This is a genomic window from Brevundimonas sp. MYb52, from assembly GCF_002979535.1.
Classification (GTDB): Bacteria; Pseudomonadota; Alphaproteobacteria; order Caulobacterales; family Caulobacteraceae; genus Brevundimonas.
The window spans coordinates 205752-226000 of sequence record NZ_PCPB01000003.1; the positions used below are offsets into that span (position 1 = coordinate 205752).

The following is a 20249-nucleotide window of genomic DNA, read 5'->3' on the forward strand; positions in this document are numbered from 1 at the left end:
TCCCCACCCGGTCGCTTCGCGACCACCCTCCCCATGAAGGGGAGGGAGAAAGATCAGTCCTTCATCCGCGCACGCCCGATCCGCACGGCGTCGCCGGTGCTGACCGCATCCGCCGCGCGCGCCACCGACCCGCAAGCCACGGCGGCCAGTTCCGCCGCGTCGCCGCCGGGGCTGATGGCATAGGGCGACGACTTCGTCGGCGTGGCCGGCCCCTCGACGCCGTCGGCGCGCAACGAGGCGAAGTCCAGCCGGTCCGCCGACTGCGCCATGCAGTCGAACCGCCACCAGGACCAGCCCCCGGCATAGGCGACGCCGCTGATGATCATGTCTTCTTCGCTGACCTGAAGTGACCGCATCCGCACCCCGTCGCCGTCGGGCGTCAACGAGGCGGCGTCGGCGAAGATGGCGAAACGCCCCACGCCGGTCAGGACCAGGGCGTGGTCCTGCGCCGCCGCGGGTGTTGTGGCCAGCAGGACGGCAAGACTGGTCGCCGACGCCATGAGGGCTCGCTTCATCAGGGTGTTCCGTGTTTCGTTAACCGCATCCGAAAACCACGTGTTGAGACGCCGCGTCTATAGCCAAGCCATGAATCAGGAACCGTTCGGAGTCGATCTCGCCGCCGCCTCGCCCGACCGACGGGCGCGTGAACGTCGCCCGTTCCGGCAGAAGCGCCGACCCGAGGAGCGTGTCCGCATCCTGGGCGAAACCGTCGATCTGATGCGTCCCGAAGAGGTGCTTCTGCACGTCGAGCGCTGCGTCGATGCGGGCGCGCGCAGCATCATCGCCAACCACAACCTGCACAGCCTCTATCTGCTGCCGCGCACGCCGGGCATGCGGCGGCTCTATGATCTGGCCGACGTGGTCGAGCTGGATTCCACCCCTCTGATTCACTTCACCCGGCTGCTGGGCCTCCACAGCCGCCCCTTCCACCGCTGCACCTATCTGGACTGGCGCGATCAGTTCTGGAGCATGGCCAACCGTCAGGGCTGGCGCGTCCTCTATGTCGGCGGCGCCGACGGCGTGGCGACCATGGCGGCCGAACGGCTGACCGCACGCTATCCGGGGGCGGTGATCAAGGGCCTGTCCGGCTACTTCGACGCCACGCTGGGTTCGGCGGGCAGCGCCGCCGTCCTCGCCGCCATCACGGAATTTCAGCCCAACATCCTGTTCGTCGGCATGGGTATGCCGCGTCAGGAGCTGTGGATCGCCGACAATATCGAGGCTCTGCCGGATGCGGTCATCCTGCCGGTCGGCGCCGCCTTCGACTATGAGGCGGGCGTGCAGAAGGCGGCGCCCCGCTGGATGGGGCGACTGGGCGTCGAATGGCTGTTCCGCCTGTTCGCCGACCCGAAACGCCTGTTCACGCGCTACTGCGTCGAGCCCTGGTTCCTGATCGGGCCTGCGTTTGGCGACGTGCGCGCGGCGATGCGGCGCAAGCGCTGACCTCTTTCCTCCCCACTTCGTGGGGGGGGGGGACCGCGTAGCGGTGGAGGGGACGACGGTACGTTTGAAAATCAGAGAATCTAGGCTGACGGCAGCGCCGCCCCCTCCGTCACGGTCGCTGCGCGCCCGCGCCACCTCCCCATGAAATGGGGAGGAAAGGTTGAGCTCAGCCCGCCACGATCTGCTCGGCCTGGTTCAGGTTGACGCTGACCAACTGGCTCATGCCGCGCTCGGGCATGGTGACGCCATAGAGGCGGTCCATCCGGCTCATGGTCACCGGGTTGTGGGTGATGACGATGAAGCGGGTGTCGGTGCGGCTGCGCATCTCGTGCAGCATCCGGCAGAAGCGGTCGACGTTGGCGTCGTCCAGCGGCGCGTCCACCTCGTCCAGCACGCAGACGGGCGCCGGGTTGGCCAGAAAGACGCCGAAGATCAGGGCCGCCGCCGTCAAGGCCTGCTCGCCGCCGCTCATCAGGCTCATGACCGACAGGCGCTTGCCGGGCGGGCAGGCGTAGATTTCCAGACCGGCCTCCAGCGGGTCGTCGCTCTCGACCAGCTTCAGTTCCGCCTGGCCGCCGCCGAACAATGCCTCGAACAGGGCCTTGAAGTTGGCGTTGATGACGTCGAACGCCGCCACCAGCCGCTCGCGGCCCTCGGCGTTCAGTTCGTCGATCCCGTCGCGCAGCTTGGCGATGGCCTGGGTCAGGTCGATGCGTTCGGACTTCATGGCGCCCAGACGTTCGCCGTATTCGTTGGCCTCTTCTTCGGCGCGCAGGTTGACCGCACCCAGGGCCTCGCGCTCGCGCTCCAGCCCGGATAGCAGGTTCTCGGCGCCGGCCGTGTCCGGCGGGCGGGCGATGGCGTCGTCGATCAGCTTCTGACCCAGTTCGTCCGGCGACATCTGCGCCGTTTCGCGGACATTGGCCTCGGCCTCGACCAGACGCTCAGAGGCGGCCTCGGCGCGGGCGGCCAGACCGGCGCGGGCTTCGCGCGCGGCCGCGGCGGCGGCCTCGGCGGCGCGGCTGGCGCGATCGCTTTCGCCTGCCGTGCTCTCGGCGAGCGACAGGGCCTCGGCGGCGGCGCTCTTGCGCGTCTCGGCGGCGATCAGGGCGTCCATCAAGGTCCCTCGCTGCTCGGCGAAGCCCTGCGGCGCGATCTCAGCCTGTTTCAACAGGGCGGCGGTCTTGTCGGCGTCCTTGCCCAGGGCGGCGACGCGGGCGGCGCTTTCCTTGGACCGTCCGGCCCAGCCCTCGTGGGCGCGGCTCAGGCTGCCCAGACGCTGCTCGCGTCCGGCGCGGTCGCGCGCCTCCTCGTCGCGGGTCGAGCGGGCGGTCTGGGCCGCTTGACGCGCGGTGTCCGCAGCCACACGAGCGGCGGCCAGTTCGTCGCGCAGGCCGGCGATGGTCTCGGACGGGGCTTCGACGCTCTGCGCGGCCTCCAACGCCGTCTTGGCCTCGATGACTTCGCCGTCCAGCCGGACGACGGTCTCGTCCAGGGCCTGGGCGCGGGCCTCGCGCCGGGTCTGGTCGCGCATCAGGCTTTCGACCCGGTCGCGCGCGACGGTCACGGCCTTGTCGGCGGCGAAAGGTTTCAGGCGGGCGGTCTTCACCGTCTCTTCGGCGGCGCGGAAGGCTTCGGTCGCGCTCTTCTGGGCCGTCTGCGCCGCTTCCAGAGCCGGCTTGCCCGTGTCGATCTCGGCTTCGAGCTCGGCCAGACGCGTGCGCTGGGCCAGACGCACGGCGGCGGGGCGCGGCGCCTCGGCGCGGCTGACGAAGCCGTCCCAGCGATAGAGGTCGCCTTCCACCGTCACCAGACGAGCCCCGGTCGGCAGGGTCTTGGCCAGACGCGACGCGTCGGACTGGCTGGCGACAACGCACAGGGCCAGACGCGCCGCCAGTTCGGCAGGCGCAGTCACATGATCGGCCAGCGGCGTCACGCCCTGCGGCCAGACCGGAGAGGGGGCGTTGGCGCCTGCCCAGTGGGCGGCGGCGCGGGCGTCCAGCGCGGCGTCCAGATCGTCGCCAAGGGCCGCAGCCAACGCCGCCTCATAGCCCTTGGCCGCCGACACCTTGTCCAGCGCCGGCGGATGGTCGCGCTTGCCGGTGACCAGCAGTTGCGCCAGTCCCCGCGCCTCGGTCTGCAAGCGGCCCAGTCGGTCCTCGGCGGCGCGAGCCGCCGTGCGGGCCTCGGCCTCGACGCGGGCCAGATCGCCGCGCGCGGCTTCTGCGGCCTCGACGGCTTCGCGCGCCGCCGTCAGTTCGGCCTGCGCTGCTTCCAGCGCCGTGCGGGCGGACGCCAGTTCTGGCGTCTCGATGGGACCCAGGGCCTCGCGGTCGCGCTTGGCCTGATCGTGCTGGCCGACGACGCGGGCCAGACGGGCCTCGGCGTCGCGTTTGCGCGCGCTCTCGGCGTTGGCGCGGGCCTCGACGGCGGCCAGGGTGCCGGCCAGACGCTCGACCTCGCCGTCGGCGGCCTTGCGGGCGTCCTCGGCGGCCAGCAGGGCCTTCTCAAGCTCCGGCCCGCGCTCGGGCGCAGCGGCGATTTCAGCCTTCAGCCTGGTCAGTTCGTGGTCCAGCCGGTCCAGTTCGCGCTGGGCGTCGGCGGCCATGCGCTCTTCGCGCTCGGCGTCAGAGGCGATGCGCGCCGCTTCGGCCTTCAGCCGGTCGACCTCGGCGCGCGCGGCCTGTTCGGCCATGTCGAGGCGGTCGCGCTCCAGCGTGGCGCGGTGCAGCAGGGCGCCGGCCACGGCGTCTTCCTCGCGCGCGGGCTTCATGGCGTCCTGCGCCTTCAGGGCGTCGGCCTCGGCCCTGGTCGCGGCGGCGCCGGCCTCGGCCACGGCGCGGTCGGCGTCGCGCAGTTCCTGGGCCGCGACTTCAGCCGCCGCCTTGGCGTCGTTCCAGCGGACGTAGAGCAGGGCGGCCTGCAGGGCGCGGATCTCGGCCGAGATCTTCTTGTACTTCTCGGCCTGACGCGCCTCGCGCTTCAGCCGGTTCAACGCCGTCTCCAGCTCACGCCCGATATCGTCCAGCCGGTCGAGGTTGGTCTCGGCGGCTTTCAGCCGCAGTTCGGCTTCGTGACGGCGGGTGTGCAGACCCGCCACGCCGCCCGCTTCTTCCAGAATGCGGCGACGGTTCTGCGGCTTGGCGGCGATCAGTTCCGAGATCTGGCCCTGACGCACCAGGGCGGGCGAGTTGGCCCCGGTTGAGGCGTCGGCGAACAGCAGTTGGACGTCGCGGGCGCGGACCTCCTTGCCGTTGATGCGATAGGTCGAGCCCTGACCTCGGTCGATGCGGCGCGACACCTCCAGAACGGGACTGTCGGTAAAGGGCTGGGGCGCGCGCTTCTGGGCGTTGTCGATGGTCAGGACGACTTCGGCGTGGCTGCGCGGCGGACGGCCCTGGGCGCCGGCGAAGATGACGTCGTCCATGCCCTGGCCGCGCATGGCCTTGGCCGAGTTGGCGCCCATGACCCAGCGCAGGCTTTCCAGCACATTGGACTTGCCGCAGCCGTTCGGCCCGACCACCCCGGTCAGGCCGGACTCGATTTGAACTTCCGCCGCGTCGACGAAGGATTTGAAGCCGACGAGCTTCAGTCTCTGGAACTGCATCGGCGGGGGCTTAGCGCCCCTTGATCAGCGGGTCTATGGCCGCCGACAGGGTTTCGATCGAATGGTCGGCGGCGCGATGGCCGTTGACGAAGAAGGTGGGGGTGCCGTTGACGCCCGCCGCGACGGCGGCCTCGATGTCGGCCTGAAGAGTCTGACCGGTGGCGGGGTTGCTCAGGCAGGCGTCGATCTGAGCCTCGGTGCGGCCGCTGACGCCTATGGCGCTCATGTACCAGTTGCGCGCGTCGCCGCTGGCGAAGGCGGCGGCCTGCCCGGCCATGAGCGAATGGGCCACGTCGAAGAACTTGCCCGGCGCCGCGCAGCGTCCAATGGCGGCGGCCGTGGCGGCGGCCTGGACCGGTTGGGTCGGCAGGTCGCGGAAGACCAGCCTGACCTTGCCTGTGTCGATGTAGCGAGCCTTGAACGCCGGCAGGACGTCATTGGTCCAGGCGGCGCAATGGCTGCAGGTGAACGAGGCGTACTCGATCACCGTCACCGGCGCGTCGGCGCGACCCAGGACGCGGTCGGCGGCCGTCACGGCCGGCACGGCGGCGACGGCCGCAGCCGTCGTCGCTGCCGAAGGGGTGTCGGTCGCGAAGGCGGCGGGCGCGATGGCCAGAGCGGCCAGAGCCATGGCGGCAGTTGCAAAGGATCTGATCATGTCTGGCCGCGCCCGCATCGACTACTTCGCCAGTTCCGCGTCAATGGCTTCCGACAGGCCCGACAGGCTGCTGTCCAGAACCTTGGTGCCGTTGACGATGAAGGTCGGCGTGCCGGTCACGCCGGCGTCGATGCCGGCCTTGATGCGGTTGCTCATCTCTTCGATGGCGGCCTTGTCGCGGATGCAGGCCTCCGTCTGCTCCTGGCTCAGACCGGCGGCGGCGGCGGCGCGGAACAGGGTGGTCCGCGGCGGAACGCCCACCATCCATTCTTTTTGGCTGGCCATGATGTCGTGGACGACGTCGAAGTATTTGTCCTCGCCGGCGCAACGCGCGATCAGGAAACCGGCGACGGCGATGTCCTGCGGCGGGGTAGGGAATTCGCGGAAGACGTAGCGGACCTTCTTGGTGTCCACGTATTTCGTCTTGAACTCGGGCCAGACTTCCTCATTCCAGACGGCGCAGTGTCCGCAGGTGACCGAGGCGTATTCGACCACGGTGACCTTGGCGTCAGCGCCGGCGCCGACGGCCATATCGCCCTTGGCGTCGCCGCCCGACTTGGCGGTGCAACCGGCGACAGCAGCCATGGCGGCCAGGGCGGCTGCGGTCAGGGCCGCGCGGCGGCTCATCGATGCGTAACGGAACGTAGCCATGGGGCGTCCTTGAACGAGAGTGTGACTCTGAAGGATGGCGCGATTCCCTAAGGCGCGCGCGATCCGCTTATTTGTCGAGAACAGGTGCGGCGAAGGTTGGGCCAATCTGCGCTCGACTAAGTGCCCTCGGAATAGGTCGGATTGACCCAAGCGTCATCCCGAAATTTGTTCCTCAAGTCTGTGGTCGGGGGTGACTGAGAAGAACCGCCACTGGTCACGTCGCGCTGACCGCACCTCGGCCCGCTTCGGGCCGAAGTTGCTGATCCACTCAACGCCGTACTGCAGCCGCTCGGAAAGCTCCTCTGGCGAGGATGTCAGTGAGCCACACCACTTCTCGTTGCCGTCAAAAAACACCACAGTCAGAAGGTGTGAAACACGCCAGTCCTCGGTCAGCCGCTTTGCTTCTGCGACAGCCAGAGCAAGCTCATTGTCGGCTGGCATTTCATATGTCGGAAGATGTGTTTCCCACATTCCGACGAAGACTGTCAGTTCATCTTCGCAGGTGTCGATCTGAACAGGTTCGACCGCGCCGTTCTCATCACCCGTGATCGTGAGCACCAAGTAGCCAGGCTGCCACCACTCCCATCTGGAGGTGAAGTTGCCGGCCCAATCCTTCAGTGCGGCATAGATATCGGCGGACCATTCACTGACCGCCATGGCTTGGCGATCATAGGGAACACCTTTCGGTGTTGATGCCTCAACGCTGGTCAAGCTGCTGTCGGTCATTCGTCAACTGGAACACTCTTGCGGCGAAGGTTTGTCAACGGCGCTCGTTTTCGGGGGGCTGTGACAGCACGGCGCGGCCCAGCTTTCTCAGCGCGGCTTTCAGGCTGTCGGGGGCGTCCTCCACCGAGGTGGCGAGTTCAGCCTCGACGGACGCGGGCAGGGGCGGCAGGACGATCTTGCCGCGCGCGCGCGGCTTGGTGCCCGCCACAGGCAGGGGCTTCACGGGGCCCTGGGCGATGCGCAGCCGCTCGACCGATCCAGCCCCCAGGAACAGGTTCACACGCTGAATGATGTCCTCGGACTGATGCTGCACCAGCAGGGCGGCTGGGCCGGCCACACGCAGCTCCAGCGTGCCGCCGGCGGTCCCGCGGCCCTTGGTCAGCTTCTGCGGGCGGGTGACGCGGGCCAGCCGCTCGCCGACGATCTCGACCCAGCGCGGCTCCAGCGCGCCGGCGCCGCGTCCGAACTGGGCGTCCAGCTTCTTGATCAGCGGGGCCAGCGAGCGACCGGCAGGGGGCGGCGGGCGCAACTGCGGGCGCGTCCGGCGTCGGGCCAGGATTTCGCGGGCTTCGCTTTCGGTGGGCAGAGGACGACGCATTCGTCCTATATACCGCGACCCATGCCCGACGTCTCTTCCCTCCGCGCCGCCCTGCTTGATTGGTACGACGCCCATGCGCGGACCCTGCCGTGGCGCGCGCCGCCGGGGTCGGACAGGCGCACCGATCCCTATCGGGTCTGGCTGTCCGAGGTCATGCTGCAGCAGACGACGGTGCCGCACGCCGCCCCCTATTTCGAGCGCTTCACGACGCGCTGGCCGACGGTCAGCGATCTGGCTGCGGTTGAAGATTCCGACCTGATGGCCGCCTGGGCAGGGCTGGGCTACTACGCCCGCGCCCGCAACCTGCTGGCCTGCGCCCGCGCCGTGGCCAGCGAACATGGCGGCGTCTTTCCAGACCATGAGGCGGGGCTGCTGGCTCTGCCGGGGGTGGGCGCCTATACCGCCGCCGCTGTGGCCGCCATCGCCTTTGACCGGCCCGCCAACGTCGTGGACGGCAATGTCGAACGGGTCATGAGCCGGCTGTTCGCGCTGGAGGCGCCTCTGCCCGCCGCTCGGCCCGAGCTGAAGCGGCTGGCTGCCCTGTTTGTCAGCGACGATCGCCCCGGCGACTGGCCCCAGGCCCTGATGGATCTGGGCTCCGGCGTCTGTCGGCCCAAGTCGCCCTCGTGCGAGGTCTGCCCGCTGGCCTTCGGTTGCGAGGGGCTAAAGACCGGCGATCCGGCCCGCTATCCGCTGAAGACCAAGAAGGCCGAGCGCCCGCATCGCCACGGCCATGCCTTCGTCCTGCGTGACAGGGAGGGGCGGATCGGCCTGGTGCGCCGTCCTGACAAGGGCTTGCTGGGCGGCATGCTTGGTTTGCCGACCTCGGACTGGAACGCGGCGCCCGCCTTTGATCCACCCCCTATGGCGGATTGGACCGAGGCAGGGGCGGTCGAGCACGTCTTCACCCACTTCAGCCTGACCCTGACGGTCCATGTCGGCGCGGGCGAGGGCGACTTCCTGTGGACCGAGGCGGATCAGGCTCTGGCCGCTTTGCCGACCGTGTTCCGCAAGGCGCTCGAGCGCGGATTGGCGGCCTAGCCTGTCACTCTCAGACTGACCGTGCCCCGTCGTTCGCGGGGCATGACGACGACGTGGTTGTTCAGCCGCTGGAAGGTCAGGTCGATGGCGCTGTCGCCGACTTCGAGGTCCAGGATCGACATCTGGTGCAGCCCTGTGGGCATGGCGGGATTGGACACCTCGACCAGCCCTTCGGCCGCATTGATCGACACGCCCAGCACAGCTTGCAGCATCAGGAAGACCGATCCCGCCGCCCAGGCCTGGGGCAGGCAGGCGACCGGATAGGCGATGGGCGGCTCGCCCGTCTCGCGCACGAAGCCGCAGAACAGCTCGGGCAGGCGCAACTGGAAATGGGCCGCCGCGCCGAAGACCTCGCCCAGCAGCATGGAGACGGCCTGGCGTTCGCCGTAACGAGCCATGCCCGCCGCCGCCATGGCTGTGTCGTGCGGCCAGACCGAGCCGTTGTGATAACTCATCGGATTGAAGCGGGCCTGACCCTTGGCCAGGGTCCGTAAGCCCCAGCCTGAACGGAACTCCGCCGTCAGCATCCGCCGCGTCACCAGTCGGGCACGCTCAGGCGACGGCAGGCCGCTGAACAACAGGTGCCCGGCGTTGGAGCCGATCGCCCGCATCTGACGCCCGTCGCCGTCGAGAGCCACGGCGTAGAAGTTTTGATCCTCCATCCAGAACCGCTCCTCGACCAGGGTCCGGACGGCCTCGGCCCGCGCCCGCCACTGGGCCGCCTGATCGTCGCCCAGCAGGACGCCCATGTCGGCCAGGGCCGTCCACGCGGCGAAGGCGTAGCCCTGGACCTCGAGCAGGGCCACCGGACCCTTGGGGAAGCAGCCGTCGCGGTCGAAGATGGAGTCCTCTGAGTCCTTCCAGCCCTGGTTGGACAGGCCGGTCTCGGCGGCGCGGGCGTAGTCGATCAGGCCGTCGCCGTTGCTGTCGCCATAGTCGCTCATCCAGCCCGCCGCAGCGATCAGGTGGGGCCACAGGGCGCGGATGGTCTCCATGTCGTTGGTGCGCCGAGCATAGGCCCCGGCCAGGGCGATGAACAGGCAGGTGGTGTCGACCCCGCCGTAATAGAGGCCGAAGGGCACCTCGCCCAAGGCGCTCATCTCGCCGCCGCGCGTCTCGTGCATGATCTTGCCGGGGGCGGAGTCCATGAAGGCGTTGACCTCGGTCGCCTGTCGCGCGGCCAGATAGGTCAGCACCCCCTTGGCCAGACTGGGGTCGATCCACAGCATCTGCCAGGCGGTGATGATGCCGTCGCGCCCGAACGGGGTCGAGAACCACGGCACGCCGGCATAGGGATAGGGGCCGGTCGGCAGGTCGGTGGTCAGCAGGGCCACATCCGTGCGCGACTGCCTCAGCCAGTCATTGACGCGCGGATTGCGGGCCGCCTGGACGCTGGCTCCGCGCCGCATCCGTCGGCGCATGGCCAGGCGGGCCTGAATGGAATTCCAGCGCCAACGCTCCTGATCGGGGGCGTCGCAGACGTCCAGTCCGCATTCGACATAGAGATCCAGCTTCTTGCCCTTGGGCAGGCTGAACATGAACTCGGCCCGATTGGGGCTCAGCCGCGCCGGCGGTTCGGAAAAGGCCAGGCAACTGGTCCGCAGCACCTGATCCAGCCCTGTGTAGCTGAAGCTGACGCGGCGGCCGTCCATGACCGGCGCATGGATCTCGCCGCGCGCCGTCCGCATCGTGCCGCGCACCTGAAAGATGTCGGCGAAGTCGGCGCCGAACTCGAAGGCCAGCGGCAACAGGATGTCCTCGATGCCGTGGTTGACTATCCGCACCCGCTCGAACAGTCGCTTGTCCCAGAGGAAGCGCCGCCGCTCCAGATGCAGCACCCCCGCCGGGGCCGAGCGTCCGCCCATCGGCGGCAGGGGGCGGTTGGTCGAATGGCAGGTGAAGAAGACATTGTCCTCGGTGACGCCCGAACTCAGCCGCGACGGTCGCGCCCGCCCAACCGTCAGGACGAAGTGCGACAGCATCCGCGTGTCCCGGTCGAACAGGCCGTCCGCGCCGCTTTTGACGTCGCCCCAGTGGTCCGCCACCAGAAAGGTGTCGGCGTCCTTCAGCGCCATCAGGGTCTCGAGGCCGTCCTGATCGCTGTTGTCGGCGGCGGTGGTCTGGACCGAATAGGCGTCGTCCATGGTCTGCCTCGCTTCTGACGAAGATCGCTCAGCCGCCCCTCAGGGAAATGGGTGAACCGCCGAAGGGTTCAGCCGATGGCCGCGAAGCTGCGGTCCTCGCCGGCGATGCGGACCCGGGGGCGCGCCCCGTCCAGCACATGGGCCGCATAGGGCCGTCGAGCCAAAAGGTCGCCGTAGACGTCGAGGTAGCGGCGGGCCATGGCGGTGGCCGAAAAGCGCAGGTCGAACCGGGCCCGGATCGCCTCGCGGTCCAGTTTGTGCGCCCGCCCAGCGGCGGCAACGGCCTGATCCATCGTGTCCACTAGGAAGCCGGTGGCCCCGTCTTCGATGATCTCGGGCGTCGAGCCGCAGCGGAAGGCGACGACCGGCGTGCCGCAGGCCATGGCCTCGATCATCACCAGACCGAAGGGCTCGGGCCAGTCGATGGGGAACAACAGGGCCTCGGCCCCGCCCAGGAAGGCCGACTTCTGATCATCACCGATCTCGCCGACGAACTCGATCAGCGGATTGCCGTCGATCATCGGCTTGATGACGGTCGCCCAATAGGCCTTGTCCGCCGCGTCCACCTTGGCCGCCATCTTCAGCGGCTTGCCGAGGCGCGCAGCGATCTCGATGGCCCGGTCGGGGCGTTTCTCGGGCGAGATGCGGCCGAGGAAGGCAAGGTAGCCCTCCGACTTCGGCGAGAAGCGATAGAGGTCTCCCGGCATTCCGTGATGCACCGTCGCCTTCCAGTTGGCCTGGGGCAGGGGGCGGCGCTGATCGTCGGAGATGGAGACGAGGCCGAACTCGGGCCAGTGCTGATAGACCTGGGGCAGGTCCTTCAGGTCCAGACGCCCATGCAGGGTGGTGATCGTCTGGTCCGCCAGATCGCGGAAGAAGGGGAAGTGCACCATGTCGGTGTGGAAATGGATGATGTCGAAGTCGTCGGCGCGGTCCAGCACCTGGGACAGCATGGTCATGTGCGCGGCCAGATCGGACTTCAGCGGTTCCGGGTCCAGGCGGATGGCCTGATCCCGAACCGGGATCAGCCGCGCCCGCGTCTCGGCCTCGGCGCTGGCGAACAGGGTGACGTCGTGACCCAGATCGACCAGGGCGTCGGTCAGGTGGGCCACGACCCGCTCCGTGCCGCCGTAAAGCCGTGGCGGCACCGCCTCATAGAGGGGCGTGACCTGGGCGATCTTCATCATCCGACTCCCGCGCCCCCGCAGACGCTCTGGAGTCGTCAACACGGGTCGGTGAGCCGGGTTCCAGCTTGGCGGGACATCTTTCCTCCCCATGGAATGGGGAGGAGAAGTCTCGCCTACTGCATACCGGCGCGGATTTCGGCGCGCAGGGCGTCGATGGGGCGCAGGCCCGTGTCGGTCTTGAAGCGCCAGTAGGTCCAGCCGTTGCAGGCCGGGGCGTTTTCCAGCAGGGCGCCCAGCTTGTGGATCGAGCCGCTCATGGAGCCGGACACCAGCGAACCGTCGGCGCGCACGCGGGCCTCATGGTCGCCCTTGGGGCAGTAGAGCTTGTCGCCCGGGGCCAGCAGACCCGCCTCGACCAGGGCGCCGAACGGCACCTTGACCTCGGCCTTCTTGGAGCCGGTGACGACCAGGTCCTCGGGCGCGGCGGGGATGACCGCCTTGATGCGCTTCTCGGCCAGCTTGGCGTAGGTCTCGTCGCGTTCGATGCCGATGAAGTGGCGGCCCAGACGCTTGGCCGCGGCGCCCGTCGTGCCGGTGCCGAAGAAGGGGTCCAGAACCACGTCGCCGACGCGGCTGGCCGATAGCAGCACCCGGTGCAGCAGGGCCTCGGGCTTCTGGGTCGGGTGGGCCTTGTCGCCGTTCTCGTCCTTCAGGCGCTCATTGCCGGTGCACAGGGCCAGGGTCCAGTCCGAGCGCATCTGGGTGTCTTCGTTGAAGGCCTTCAGCGCGTCGTAGTTGAAGGTGTAGCGCTTCTGCTCACGCGACTTGGCGGCCCAGATCAGGGTCTCATGGGCGTTGGTGAAGCGCGTGCCCTTGAAGTTCGGCATGGGGTTGGACTTGCGCCAGATGATGTCGTTCAGCACCCAGAAGCCCAGGTCCTGCATCGCCGAACCCAGTCGGAAGATGTTGTGATAGCTGCCGATGACCCAGAGCGAGCCCTCGTCCTTCAGCACCCGGCGGCACTCGGTCAGCCAGGCGCGGGTGAAGGCGTCATAGGCGGCGAAGCTGTCGAACTTGTCCCAGTCGTCATCGACCGCATCGACCTTGGAGTTGTCCGGACGCAGCAGGTCGCCGCCCAACTGCAGGTTATAGGGCGGGTCCGCGAAGACCATGTCCACCGACTTGTCCGGCAGGCCCTTCAGCACCTCGATGCAGTCGCCACGCAGGATGACGTCGGTCTTCAACTCGGACATGGAAAAGCGGCCCCGGACAGATGAGGGGCTTATGGTGAATCCTTACGGTTAAGGCGGAGTAACCAAACTTAAGATCCCGACAAAAGGCGCGTTTCCCTCTCCCCTTGTGGGAGAAGGTGGCCGAGCGGAGCGAGGTCGGATGCGGGGTTGCGCGACGCTAAAAGCAGCCCGTAGCCAGACCTCGGCGAGACCACTCATCCGTCAGGCTCCGCCTGCCACCTTCTCCCGCAAGGGGAGAAGGAAAGAAGGATATGCAAATCGCGTCCCGTCTGAGCTATGACGCGAAGATGATCGCACGCCTTCGCCCCGTTCCGTTCGCCCTCGGGCCTGTCCACTTCGTCGGCATCGGCGGCATCGGCATGAGCGGCATCGCCGAGATCATGCTGAAGATCGGCTATCAGGTGCAGGGCTCCGACGCCAAGGCCAGCGCCAACACTGAGCGGCTCGAGAAGCTGGGCGCTCGCATCTACATCGGCCATGACGCGGCCCATGTAACCGAGGGCGTCTCGGCGGTGGTCTATTCCACGGCGGTCAAGGCGACGAACCCGGAGTTGGTCGTGGCGCGCGAACGCCGCATTCCTCTGGTGCGCCGCGCCGAGATGCTGGCCGAGCTGATGCGTTTGCAATTCTCGGTCGGCGTCGGCGGCACTCATGGCAAGACGACGACGACCTCCATGGTCGCGGCCCTGCTGGACGCCGGTTCGCTGGACCCGACGGTGGTCAACGGCGGCATCATCAACGCCTATGGCACCAACGCCAAGGTGGGCGAGGGCGACTGGATCGTGGTCGAGGCCGACGAGAGCGACGGCAGCTTCCTGCGCCTGAAATGCACCGTGGCCATCATCACCAATATCGACCCGGAACACCTGGACCACTACGGCGACTTCGACGCGGTCAAGAAGGCCTTCTGCGACTTCATCGAGGATATTCCCTTCTACGGCTTCGGCGTGGTCTGCCTGGACCACCCGGAAGTGCAGAAGCTGGCGGCCCAGATCGATAACCGTCGCCTGGTCACCTACGGGTTGAATCCCCAGGCCATGGTCCGGGCCGAGAACGTGCAGATGTCGCCCGACGGGTCGCGTTTCGATGTCGTCATTCAGGGGCAGGGTCTGGCCGCACTGGACGAGCCGACGCGGATCGAGGGCCTCTATCTGCCCATGGCCGGTTGGCACAATGTCTCCAACTCCCTGGCCGCCATCGCCGTGGCGCGCGAACTGGGCGTGGATGACGACTCCATCCGTCAGGGCCTGGCTGGTTTCGGCGGGGTCAAGCGCCGCTTCACCACCACGGGCGTGGTCGGCGGCGTGCGCGTCATCGACGACTACGGCCACCACCCGGTTGAGATCGCCGCCGTGCTGAAAGCAGCCCGTCAGGTGGTCCAGTCCGCTGACAATCCCGGCCGTGTCATCGCCGTGGTCCAGCCGCACCGCTACACCCGCCTGCGCGACCTGATGGAGGACTTCTCCACCTGCTTCGCCGACGCCGACAGCGTTCTGGTCGCCGACGTCTATCCGGCCGGCGAGCAGCCGATCGAGGGTGTCGACAAGCACGCTCTGGCCGACGGCATCCGCCGCTATGGCCATCGTCAGGTCGTCGCGCTGGAAAACGCCGCCGTCCTGCCGCGCGTCATCAAGGACGAGGCCAAGCCTGGCGATCTGGTCGTCCTGCTGGGCGCTGGCGACATCACCAGCTGGGCCTACGCCCTGCCGGCGCAACTGGAGGCCCTAGGCTAGGACTTAGCCTAGGTAGCGCGCGATCATCGCGCCAAAGAAAAAGCAGAACAGGCTGGTCATGGCGAAGGCTGTGACAAAGGCGCCCAGCCACTCGACGCGGCCCTGCAGCCGCAGGGTCTCGCTCGGCTCCAGCAGGCCTGAGCGGACCTTCTTCATGTCGCCTTCCAGCGCCAGCATGACCACGGCCATGCCGCCCAGCAGCGGCAGCCAGGCCGTCAGCAGGGCGGCCAAGGAGCCCGCCGAGGCGCGGCCGGAGCTGAAGCGGGCGATGAAGCCCTGTATGACTTCCTGATGGCCCAGCGGTAGATAGACGAAGAGCAGCAGGCCGATCGCCGCCAGATAGAGCAGGGCGTAAAGGGCCCGCTGGCCCGGGCTGATCGGCACGGCGGGCGGCGGTTCGGTTGGCTCGGAAAAGGCGTCCGGCATGGATGCGCCGCTTAGAAAGTGGCCGGCCTGCCGACGCTTCTCGATGTGCCAGAACCAGCGATAGGTCCCGGCGTGGGCCAGAGGCAGGAAGAAGCAGGCCATCAACACGGCCAGGACACCGTTGAGCGATTGCTCGAACGTCAGGTTGCGGCCCAGGCTTTCGGCGGCGAACAGCAGACCGATGCTCAGGGCGCCGATGCTGATGACGCTGGGCGGCGTGATCACGAGGATCAACAGGATGGAGCGCAGCGGCTCTTGCAGACCGGGGAGGAAGCGCTTCCTCTTGCTTGTCGATGTGGTTCGGGGCATCGCAGCCTTATCGCACACTGGACGCGCGCAAGAGATTTGAATGACGACCTGGACTGAAGCCCTTCCTGACGTGCGCGGCAAGCTGCTGCTGAACGAGCCGCTGGGGCCCTACACCTGGTTCCGCGTCGGCGGGGCGGCGGATGCTCTGTTCATTCCGGCGGACGCCGACGATCTGGCTGACTTCCTGAAGGCCCTGCCGGCGACCGTGCCGGTCACCATCATCGGCGTCGGCTCCAACCTGATCGTGCGCGACGGCGGGGTCGAGGGTGTGGTCATCCGTCTGGCGGGGCGTGCCTTTGCCGCCATCACGACTGAGGGCGAGATCATTACGGCCGGCGCGGGCGCGCTGGACTCGATGGTGGCCAAAGCATCCGCGAAAGCGGGCATCGCAGGGCTGGAGTTCTATGCCGGCATTCCCGGCACCATCGGCGGCGCCCTGACCATGAACGCGGGCTGCTATGGCGCGGAGACCAAGGACGTTCTGGTCTCGGCCTGGGGTCTGACGCGTCAGGGCGAGCGGGTCGAGTTGGCCCTGGCCGACTTCGGCTACACCTATCGCCATTCCAACGCTCCGGCTGACATCATCTGGATGGAGGCGACCTACCGCGGCGCGCCCGACGCGCCTGAAGCCGTCCTGGCGCGCATCAACGAGATCACCAGCCGCCGCGAAACGACACAGCCGATCCGCGAAAAGACCGGCGGCTCGACCTTCAAGAACCCCGAGGGTCATTCCTCGTGGAAGCTGGTCGACGAGGCGGGCTGGCGCGGCAAGCTGCACGCTGAAACCGGCGGTGGCGCCAAGTTCAGCGAGTTGCACTCCAACTTCATGATCAACCCCGGCGAAGCCACCGCCGCCGACATCGAGGGCCTTGGCGAGACGGTCCGCGCCGACGTCCTGAAGAAGACCGGCGTTCAACTGGACTGGGAAATCAAGCGCATCGGCCGGACGTAACCCGCTTCCGGCGGAGCGGAGGCAGTCAGGCCGGGCGGTTGCGCCCCGTCAGCCAGGCGACTACCCAGACGGCGAAGCCGCCCAGCGACAGGGCGACGCCGACCCAGCCAGTCGAGGTCCAGCCCCAGCCCGCCGCCACGGCCATGCCGCCCAGCAAGGGGCCGATGGCGTTGGCGGTGTTGAAGGCCGAATGGTTCAGGGCGGCGGCCAGGGTCTGGGCGTCGCCGGCCACGTCCATCAGTCGCGTCTGCAGGATGGACCCCAGTCCGCCCCCGCCGCCGATCAGGAAGACCACGATCAGCATGGCCCACAGGTGCGGGGCTGCGAAGGGATAGAGGGCCAGGGCCGCGGCGCTCCACAGCAGCAAGCCGCCCGCCGCCGCCATGCCGAACCGGTCGGCGGCCCAGGCCCCCAGCAGGTTGCCGCTCATCATGCCCAAACCGAACATGGCGAAGACCCAGGGCAGGACGTCCGGCCCCACGCCGGTCACGGCGGTCAGGGTCGAGGCCAGATAGGCATAGACCGCGAACATGCCGCCAAAGCCGATGGCCCCGACGCCGAGGGTCAGCCAGACCTGACCGCGTTTCAGGGCGCCCAGCTCGCGCATGGGGCTGGCGTCGGCGTGGGCAGGATCACGTGGCGCGAACAGGGCGACCAGGGCCATGGTGACGACCGCCAATACGCTGACGATGGCGAAGGTCCAGCGCCAGCCGAACTCGTGGCTGACGGCGGTGGCGACCGGCACGCCGATGACGGTGGCGACGGTCAGCCCCAGCAGGATGGTGGAGACGGCGCGGGTGCGCAGGCGCAGCGGCACCAACGAGGCCGCCACCAGGGCCGCCACGCCGAAATAGGCCCCATGCGGAATGCCGCTGAGGAAGCGGAAGGCCAGCATCCACTCATAGGTGGGGGCGAGCGCGCTGAGGCCGTTGCCGACGGCGAACAGGGCCATGAAGCCGATCAGCAGCAACCAGCGCGGCAGGCGGGCCCCCAGCACCGCCAGTATCGGCGCGCCGACGACGACGCCGGCGGCATAGGCGCTGATGACGTGGCCGGCGGTGGGCTCATCGACGCCGAGACCCGCCGCGAAATCGGGCAGGACGCTCATGGCGGCGAACTCGGTCACGCCGATGGCGAACCCGCCCATGGCCAGGGCCAGCAGGACCAGGGCCACCTTGCCGGGGGCGGCGACGGTGTCCAGCGCGGGCGATGCGCACAGATCGTCGTCGATACAGGAGGCGGCGTCGGTGGGGGCCATGAACTATCGCAATGCAACAAACTTTACGTTGCGTCGCAAAATAGGACCTGACCGCCGGGCTTCAACCTCGGGCGGGGCGCAAGTCGATCAACTCTTGTTTTCGTAGGTGGCCGTGATCGAGGCCTTGGCCAGGGTGTGGAAGTGCAGGTTGAAGCCGAAGACGGCGCCGGAATCGTCCGCTGTCACCGGCAGACGGTCCACGTCCACGGCGAAGACGGTGAAGATATAGCGGTGAGGGCCGTGTCCAGCCGGCGGGGCGGCGCCGCCATAGCCGGGCTCGCCGAAGTCGGTGCGCCCCTCGACCGCGCCCGAAGGCAGGGCGGCGCCCGCGGCCAGGTCGGTCAGGTCGGCGGGAATATTGGCGACCGTCCAGTGCCAGAAGCCCGAGCCGGTCGGGGCGTCGGGGTCGTAGCAGGTGATGGCGAAGCTCTTGGTTCCTTCGGGGGCGCCCGACCACGACAACTGCGGCGCGATATTGCCTAGGGCATAGACCTGGGCGTCGGGCAGGACGTCGCCGTCTCGGAAATCGGCGGAGGTCAGGGTGAAGGTCATCGGAGGCGCTCCCTTGCAACTGGTTCGCTGACGGAACGGTCCGGCTTCCACACCGTTGCGCTGCGACAGTCTGTTCCTAGCTAAGCTTGATCGACGTTCAAAGCGCGGAGAGCCGGATGCTGCAATCCCTTCTTGATCGGACGTTTCTGACACGCGCGATCCGCGTGCGTCTGCCGGATGGCCGCGAGTTGACGGCGGGGCCGGGGACGCCGGAACTGACGGCTGTGATTTCGGATGCGAAGACGGCCTTGGCCATCGCCGCCAATCCCGAGTTGGCCCTGGGCGAAGCCTTTATGGATGGACGCTTCCGGATCGAGCACGGCGACATCTACGACTTTCTGCAACTGACCACGTCGCAACTGGCGATGCGGCCGCGTGGAGGACGGCTGAATCTGCTGCAAAGGCTTCGACGGGGCGCCGAGCAGGCCAATGACAGGCTCCATGCGCGCGAGAACGTCCACCATCATTATGATCTGACGGTTGATTTCTACCGGCTGTTTCTGGACGAGGATCTCCAGTATTCCTGCGCCTTCTTCGAGACGCCGGACGCGACCCTGGATCAGGCCCAGGTCGCCAAGAAACGGCGGCTGATCGACAAGCTGGTGCTGTCGCCGGGCCAGACGGCGCTCGACATCGGCTGCGGCTGGGGCGGCCTGGGTCTGTCCATGGCCGAGCGCGGCGCGCGTGTCACCGGCGTCACCTTGTCCACCGAACAGCACCGCACGGCCAACGCGCGGGCATCGGCGCGCGGCCTGTCCGACCAGGCGGATTTCCGGCTGCAGGACTATCGCGATCTGAACCAGACCTACGACCGGATCATCTCGGTCGGCATGTTCGAACACGTCGGGGCGCCCAATTATCAGGAGTATTTCGACACGGTCGCCCGGTTGCTGGATGACGACGGGGTGGCGGTGATCCACGCCATCGGCCGCAAGTCGCCGCCTAGCCGCACCCAGCCCTTCATCCGCAAATACATCTTTCCGGGCGGCTATATCCCGGCCCTGTCAGAGGTTCTGCCCGCCATCGAACGCTCCGGCCTATGGGTCACGGACATGGAGGTGCTGCGCCTGCACTACGCCGAGACGCTGAAGCACTGGCGTCAGCGCTTCCTGGCGCGTCGCGATGAGGCGCTGACAATGTATGACGAACGCTTCTGCCGCATGTGGGAGTTCTACCTCGCGGCCAGCGAAGTCGCCTTTCGTGAACTGGGCCACATGGTCTTCCAGTTGCAACTGGCGAAGAAACAGACGGCCGTCCCGCTGAGCCGGGACTATCTGTGCGAGTAGGGCCTGAGCGCCCTTGAACGGCAAAGGCCGCTTCCGTGAAGGAAGCGGCCTTTATCCTTATCCTTGGGCCTATCGCGCTTTGTGCGACTTGAAGCCGGTCAGTCCCGGTAGCTCTGGATGCGCGTGGTGCGCAGCCCTTGCATGCCCCATTTGTCGATCGCCTGCTGCCAGGCGATGAATTCCTCGGCCGTCAGACGATACTTCGTCAGGGCGTCTTCCAGGCTGATCAGACCGCCGCGAACGGCGGCGACCACTTCGGCCTTGCGGCGGATCACCCAGCGGTTCGTTTCCGCCGGCGGGAGATCCCGCAGGGTCAGCGGCGTGCCCGTCGGGCCGACCACATATTGTTCGCCTCTACTATTTAGGCGTCGCTCTTGCAGCATGGGCTTAAGCCTCTTTCACCACCACCATCGACGCGTACCCTAGGCGCGCCCCCGCTAAGGGGCGTTTAAGCGTCGTGGTGAAGGAATGGCTAAGACGCATCC

18 protein-coding genes are annotated in these 20249 nt (G+C 67.9%); 5 read left to right on the forward strand and 13 right to left on the reverse strand.

Annotated features, from left to right (window positions below; genetic code table 11):
- Positions 1–53: 53 nt before the first annotated feature.
- On the reverse strand, positions 54–515 hold the full coding sequence (locus CQ039_RS06425) for a hypothetical protein (protein WP_233190181.1): 462 nt from the start codon (positions 513–515) through the stop codon (positions 54–56).
- 70 nt (positions 516–585) lie between these two features.
- On the opposite strand from CQ039_RS06425, the gene CQ039_RS06430 reads away from it, so the two are divergent.
- Positions 586–1443, forward strand: coding sequence for a WecB/TagA/CpsF family glycosyltransferase (locus CQ039_RS06430; RefSeq protein ID WP_105563047.1), 858 nt, complete (start codon positions 586–588; stop codon positions 1441–1443).
- 166 nt (positions 1444–1609) lie between these two features.
- Here CQ039_RS06430 and smc read toward each other — a convergent pair whose 3' ends face one another.
- The 5 genes from smc to CQ039_RS06455 form a co-directional block, all read right to left on the reverse strand.
- Positions 1610–5050, reverse strand: coding sequence for a chromosome segregation protein SMC (smc, locus tag CQ039_RS06435; RefSeq protein ID WP_105563046.1), 3441 nt, complete (start codon positions 5048–5050; stop codon positions 1610–1612).
- Positions 5051–5060: 10 nt separating this feature from the next.
- Positions 5061–5708 (reverse strand): thioredoxin domain-containing protein, encoded by a 648-nt coding sequence (locus CQ039_RS06440; RefSeq protein WP_233190180.1) that lies wholly within the window; start codon positions 5706–5708, stop codon positions 5061–5063.
- A 21-nt stretch (positions 5709–5729) separates the two neighbouring features.
- Complete coding sequence (locus CQ039_RS06445) at positions 5730–6359, reverse strand: DsbA family protein (protein WP_105563044.1); 630 nt, start codon at positions 6357–6359, stop codon at positions 5730–5732.
- A 153-nt stretch (positions 6360–6512) separates the two neighbouring features.
- On the reverse strand, positions 6513–7085 hold the full coding sequence (locus tag CQ039_RS06450; RefSeq protein ID WP_146112075.1) for a hypothetical protein: 573 nt from the start codon (positions 7083–7085) through the stop codon (positions 6513–6515).
- A gap of 34 nt (positions 7086–7119) precedes the next feature.
- Positions 7120–7683 carry a DUF721 domain-containing protein gene (locus tag CQ039_RS06455; RefSeq protein ID WP_105563042.1) on the reverse strand — a complete coding sequence of 188 codons (564 nt, stop codon included), beginning with the start codon at positions 7681–7683 and terminating at the stop codon, positions 7120–7122.
- Positions 7684–7704: 21 nt separating this feature from the next.
- On the opposite strand from CQ039_RS06455, the gene mutY reads away from it, so the two are divergent.
- Entirely contained in the window at positions 7705–8724 is a 1020-nt protein-coding gene (gene mutY / locus CQ039_RS06460; RefSeq protein WP_105563041.1) for an A/G-specific adenine glycosylase, read from the forward strand.
- Here mutY and CQ039_RS06465 read toward each other — a convergent pair.
- The 3 genes from CQ039_RS06465 to CQ039_RS06475 form a co-directional block, all read right to left on the reverse strand.
- On the reverse strand, positions 8721–10868 hold the full coding sequence (locus tag CQ039_RS06465) for an amylo-alpha-1,6-glucosidase (RefSeq protein ID WP_105563040.1): 2148 nt from the start codon (positions 10866–10868) through the stop codon (positions 8721–8723). The genes mutY and CQ039_RS06465 overlap by 4 nt on opposite strands.
- 68 nt (positions 10869–10936) lie before the next feature.
- Positions 10937–12052 (reverse strand): glycosyltransferase family 4 protein, encoded by a 1116-nt coding sequence (locus tag CQ039_RS06470; RefSeq protein ID WP_105563114.1) that lies wholly within the window; start codon positions 12050–12052, stop codon positions 10937–10939.
- Between the two features lie 116 nt (positions 12053–12168).
- Complete coding sequence (locus CQ039_RS06475; protein ID WP_105563039.1) at positions 12169–13248, reverse strand: site-specific DNA-methyltransferase; 1080 nt, start codon at positions 13246–13248, stop codon at positions 12169–12171.
- 287 nt (positions 13249–13535) lie between these two features.
- Here CQ039_RS06475 and murC point away from each other — a divergent pair, with 287 nt between their 5' ends.
- Positions 13536–14981, forward strand: coding sequence for a UDP-N-acetylmuramate--L-alanine ligase (murC, locus tag CQ039_RS06480; protein ID WP_105563113.1), 1446 nt, complete (start codon positions 13536–13538; stop codon positions 14979–14981).
- Between the two features lie 3 nt (positions 14982–14984).
- Here the strand turns inward: murC and CQ039_RS06485 are convergent, their stop codons facing one another.
- On the reverse strand, positions 14985–15716 hold the full coding sequence (locus CQ039_RS06485; RefSeq protein WP_105563038.1) for a hypothetical protein: 732 nt from the start codon (positions 15714–15716) through the stop codon (positions 14985–14987).
- A 40-nt stretch (positions 15717–15756) separates the two neighbouring features.
- On the opposite strand from CQ039_RS06485, the gene murB reads away from it, so the two are divergent.
- Positions 15757–16668 carry a UDP-N-acetylmuramate dehydrogenase gene (gene murB, locus CQ039_RS06490; protein WP_105563037.1) on the forward strand — a complete coding sequence of 304 codons (912 nt, stop codon included), beginning with the start codon at positions 15757–15759 and terminating at the stop codon, positions 16666–16668.
- A gap of 25 nt (positions 16669–16693) precedes the next feature.
- Here murB and CQ039_RS06495 read toward each other — a convergent pair whose 3' ends face one another.
- Together CQ039_RS06495 and CQ039_RS06500 are read right to left on the reverse strand one after the other, a co-directional pair.
- Positions 16694–17926 (reverse strand): MFS transporter, encoded by a 1233-nt coding sequence (locus CQ039_RS06495; RefSeq protein ID WP_105563036.1) that lies wholly within the window; start codon positions 17924–17926, stop codon positions 16694–16696.
- Positions 17927–18013: 87 nt separating this feature from the next.
- Complete coding sequence (locus tag CQ039_RS06500) at positions 18014–18478, reverse strand: YbhB/YbcL family Raf kinase inhibitor-like protein (RefSeq protein ID WP_105563035.1); 465 nt, start codon at positions 18476–18478, stop codon at positions 18014–18016.
- Between the two features lie 116 nt (positions 18479–18594).
- Here CQ039_RS06500 and CQ039_RS06505 point away from each other — a divergent pair, with 116 nt between their 5' ends.
- Positions 18595–19764 carry a cyclopropane-fatty-acyl-phospholipid synthase family protein gene (locus CQ039_RS06505; protein ID WP_105563034.1) on the forward strand — a complete coding sequence of 390 codons (1170 nt, stop codon included), beginning with the start codon at positions 18595–18597 and terminating at the stop codon, positions 19762–19764.
- A 98-nt stretch (positions 19765–19862) separates the two neighbouring features.
- Here CQ039_RS06505 and CQ039_RS06510 read toward each other — a convergent pair whose 3' ends face one another.
- A complete protein-coding gene (locus CQ039_RS06510) occupies positions 19863–20147 on the reverse strand; it encodes a DUF1153 domain-containing protein (protein WP_105563033.1) in 285 nt (94 codons plus the stop codon).
- Positions 20148–20249 lie beyond the last annotated feature (102 nt).

Bases quoted from the DNA above. Each gene is read 5' to 3' on its own strand.
- CQ039_RS06425 (WP_233190181.1), bottom strand. From the start codon at position 515: ATGAAGCGAGCCCTCATGGCGTCGGCGACCAGTCTTGCCGTCCTGCTG.
- CQ039_RS06430 (WP_105563047.1), top strand. From the start codon at position 586: ATGAATCAGGAACCGTTCGGAGTCGATCTCGCCGCCGCCTCGCCCGAC.
- smc (WP_105563046.1), bottom strand. From the start codon at position 5,050: ATGCAGTTCCAGAGACTGAAGCTCGTCGGCTTCAAATCCTTCGTCGAC.
- CQ039_RS06440 (WP_233190180.1), bottom strand. From the start codon at position 5,708: ATGATCAGATCCTTTGCAACTGCCGCCATGGCTCTGGCCGCTCTGGCC.
- CQ039_RS06445 (WP_105563044.1), bottom strand. From the start codon at position 6,359: ATGGCTACGTTCCGTTACGCATCGATGAGCCGCCGCGCGGCCCTGACC.
- CQ039_RS06450 (WP_146112075.1), bottom strand. From the start codon at position 7,085: ATGACCGACAGCAGCTTGACCAGCGTTGAGGCATCAACACCGAAAGGT.
- CQ039_RS06455 (WP_105563042.1), bottom strand. From the start codon at position 7,683: ATGCGTCGTCCTCTGCCCACCGAAAGCGAAGCCCGCGAAATCCTGGCC.
- mutY (WP_105563041.1), top strand. From the start codon at position 7,705: ATGCCCGACGTCTCTTCCCTCCGCGCCGCCCTGCTTGATTGGTACGAC.
- CQ039_RS06465 (WP_105563040.1), bottom strand. From the start codon at position 10,868: ATGGACGACGCCTATTCGGTCCAGACCACCGCCGCCGACAACAGCGAT.
- CQ039_RS06470 (WP_105563114.1), bottom strand. From the start codon at position 12,052: ATGAAGATCGCCCAGGTCACGCCCCTCTATGAGGCGGTGCCGCCACGG.
- CQ039_RS06475 (WP_105563039.1), bottom strand. From the start codon at position 13,248: ATGTCCGAGTTGAAGACCGACGTCATCCTGCGTGGCGACTGCATCGAG.
- murC (WP_105563113.1), top strand. From the start codon at position 13,536: ATGATCGCACGCCTTCGCCCCGTTCCGTTCGCCCTCGGGCCTGTCCAC.
- CQ039_RS06485 (WP_105563038.1), bottom strand. From the start codon at position 15,716: ATGCCCCGAACCACATCGACAAGCAAGAGGAAGCGCTTCCTCCCCGGT.
- murB (WP_105563037.1), top strand. From the start codon at position 15,757: ATGACGACCTGGACTGAAGCCCTTCCTGACGTGCGCGGCAAGCTGCTG.
- CQ039_RS06495 (WP_105563036.1), bottom strand. From the start codon at position 17,926: ATGGCCCCCACCGACGCCGCCTCCTGTATCGACGACGATCTGTGCGCA.
- CQ039_RS06500 (WP_105563035.1), bottom strand. From the start codon at position 18,478: ATGACCTTCACCCTGACCTCCGCCGATTTCCGAGACGGCGACGTCCTG.
- CQ039_RS06505 (WP_105563034.1), top strand. From the start codon at position 18,595: ATGCTGCAATCCCTTCTTGATCGGACGTTTCTGACACGCGCGATCCGC.
- CQ039_RS06510 (WP_105563033.1), bottom strand. From the start codon at position 20,147: ATGCTGCAAGAGCGACGCCTAAATAGTAGAGGCGAACAATATGTGGTC.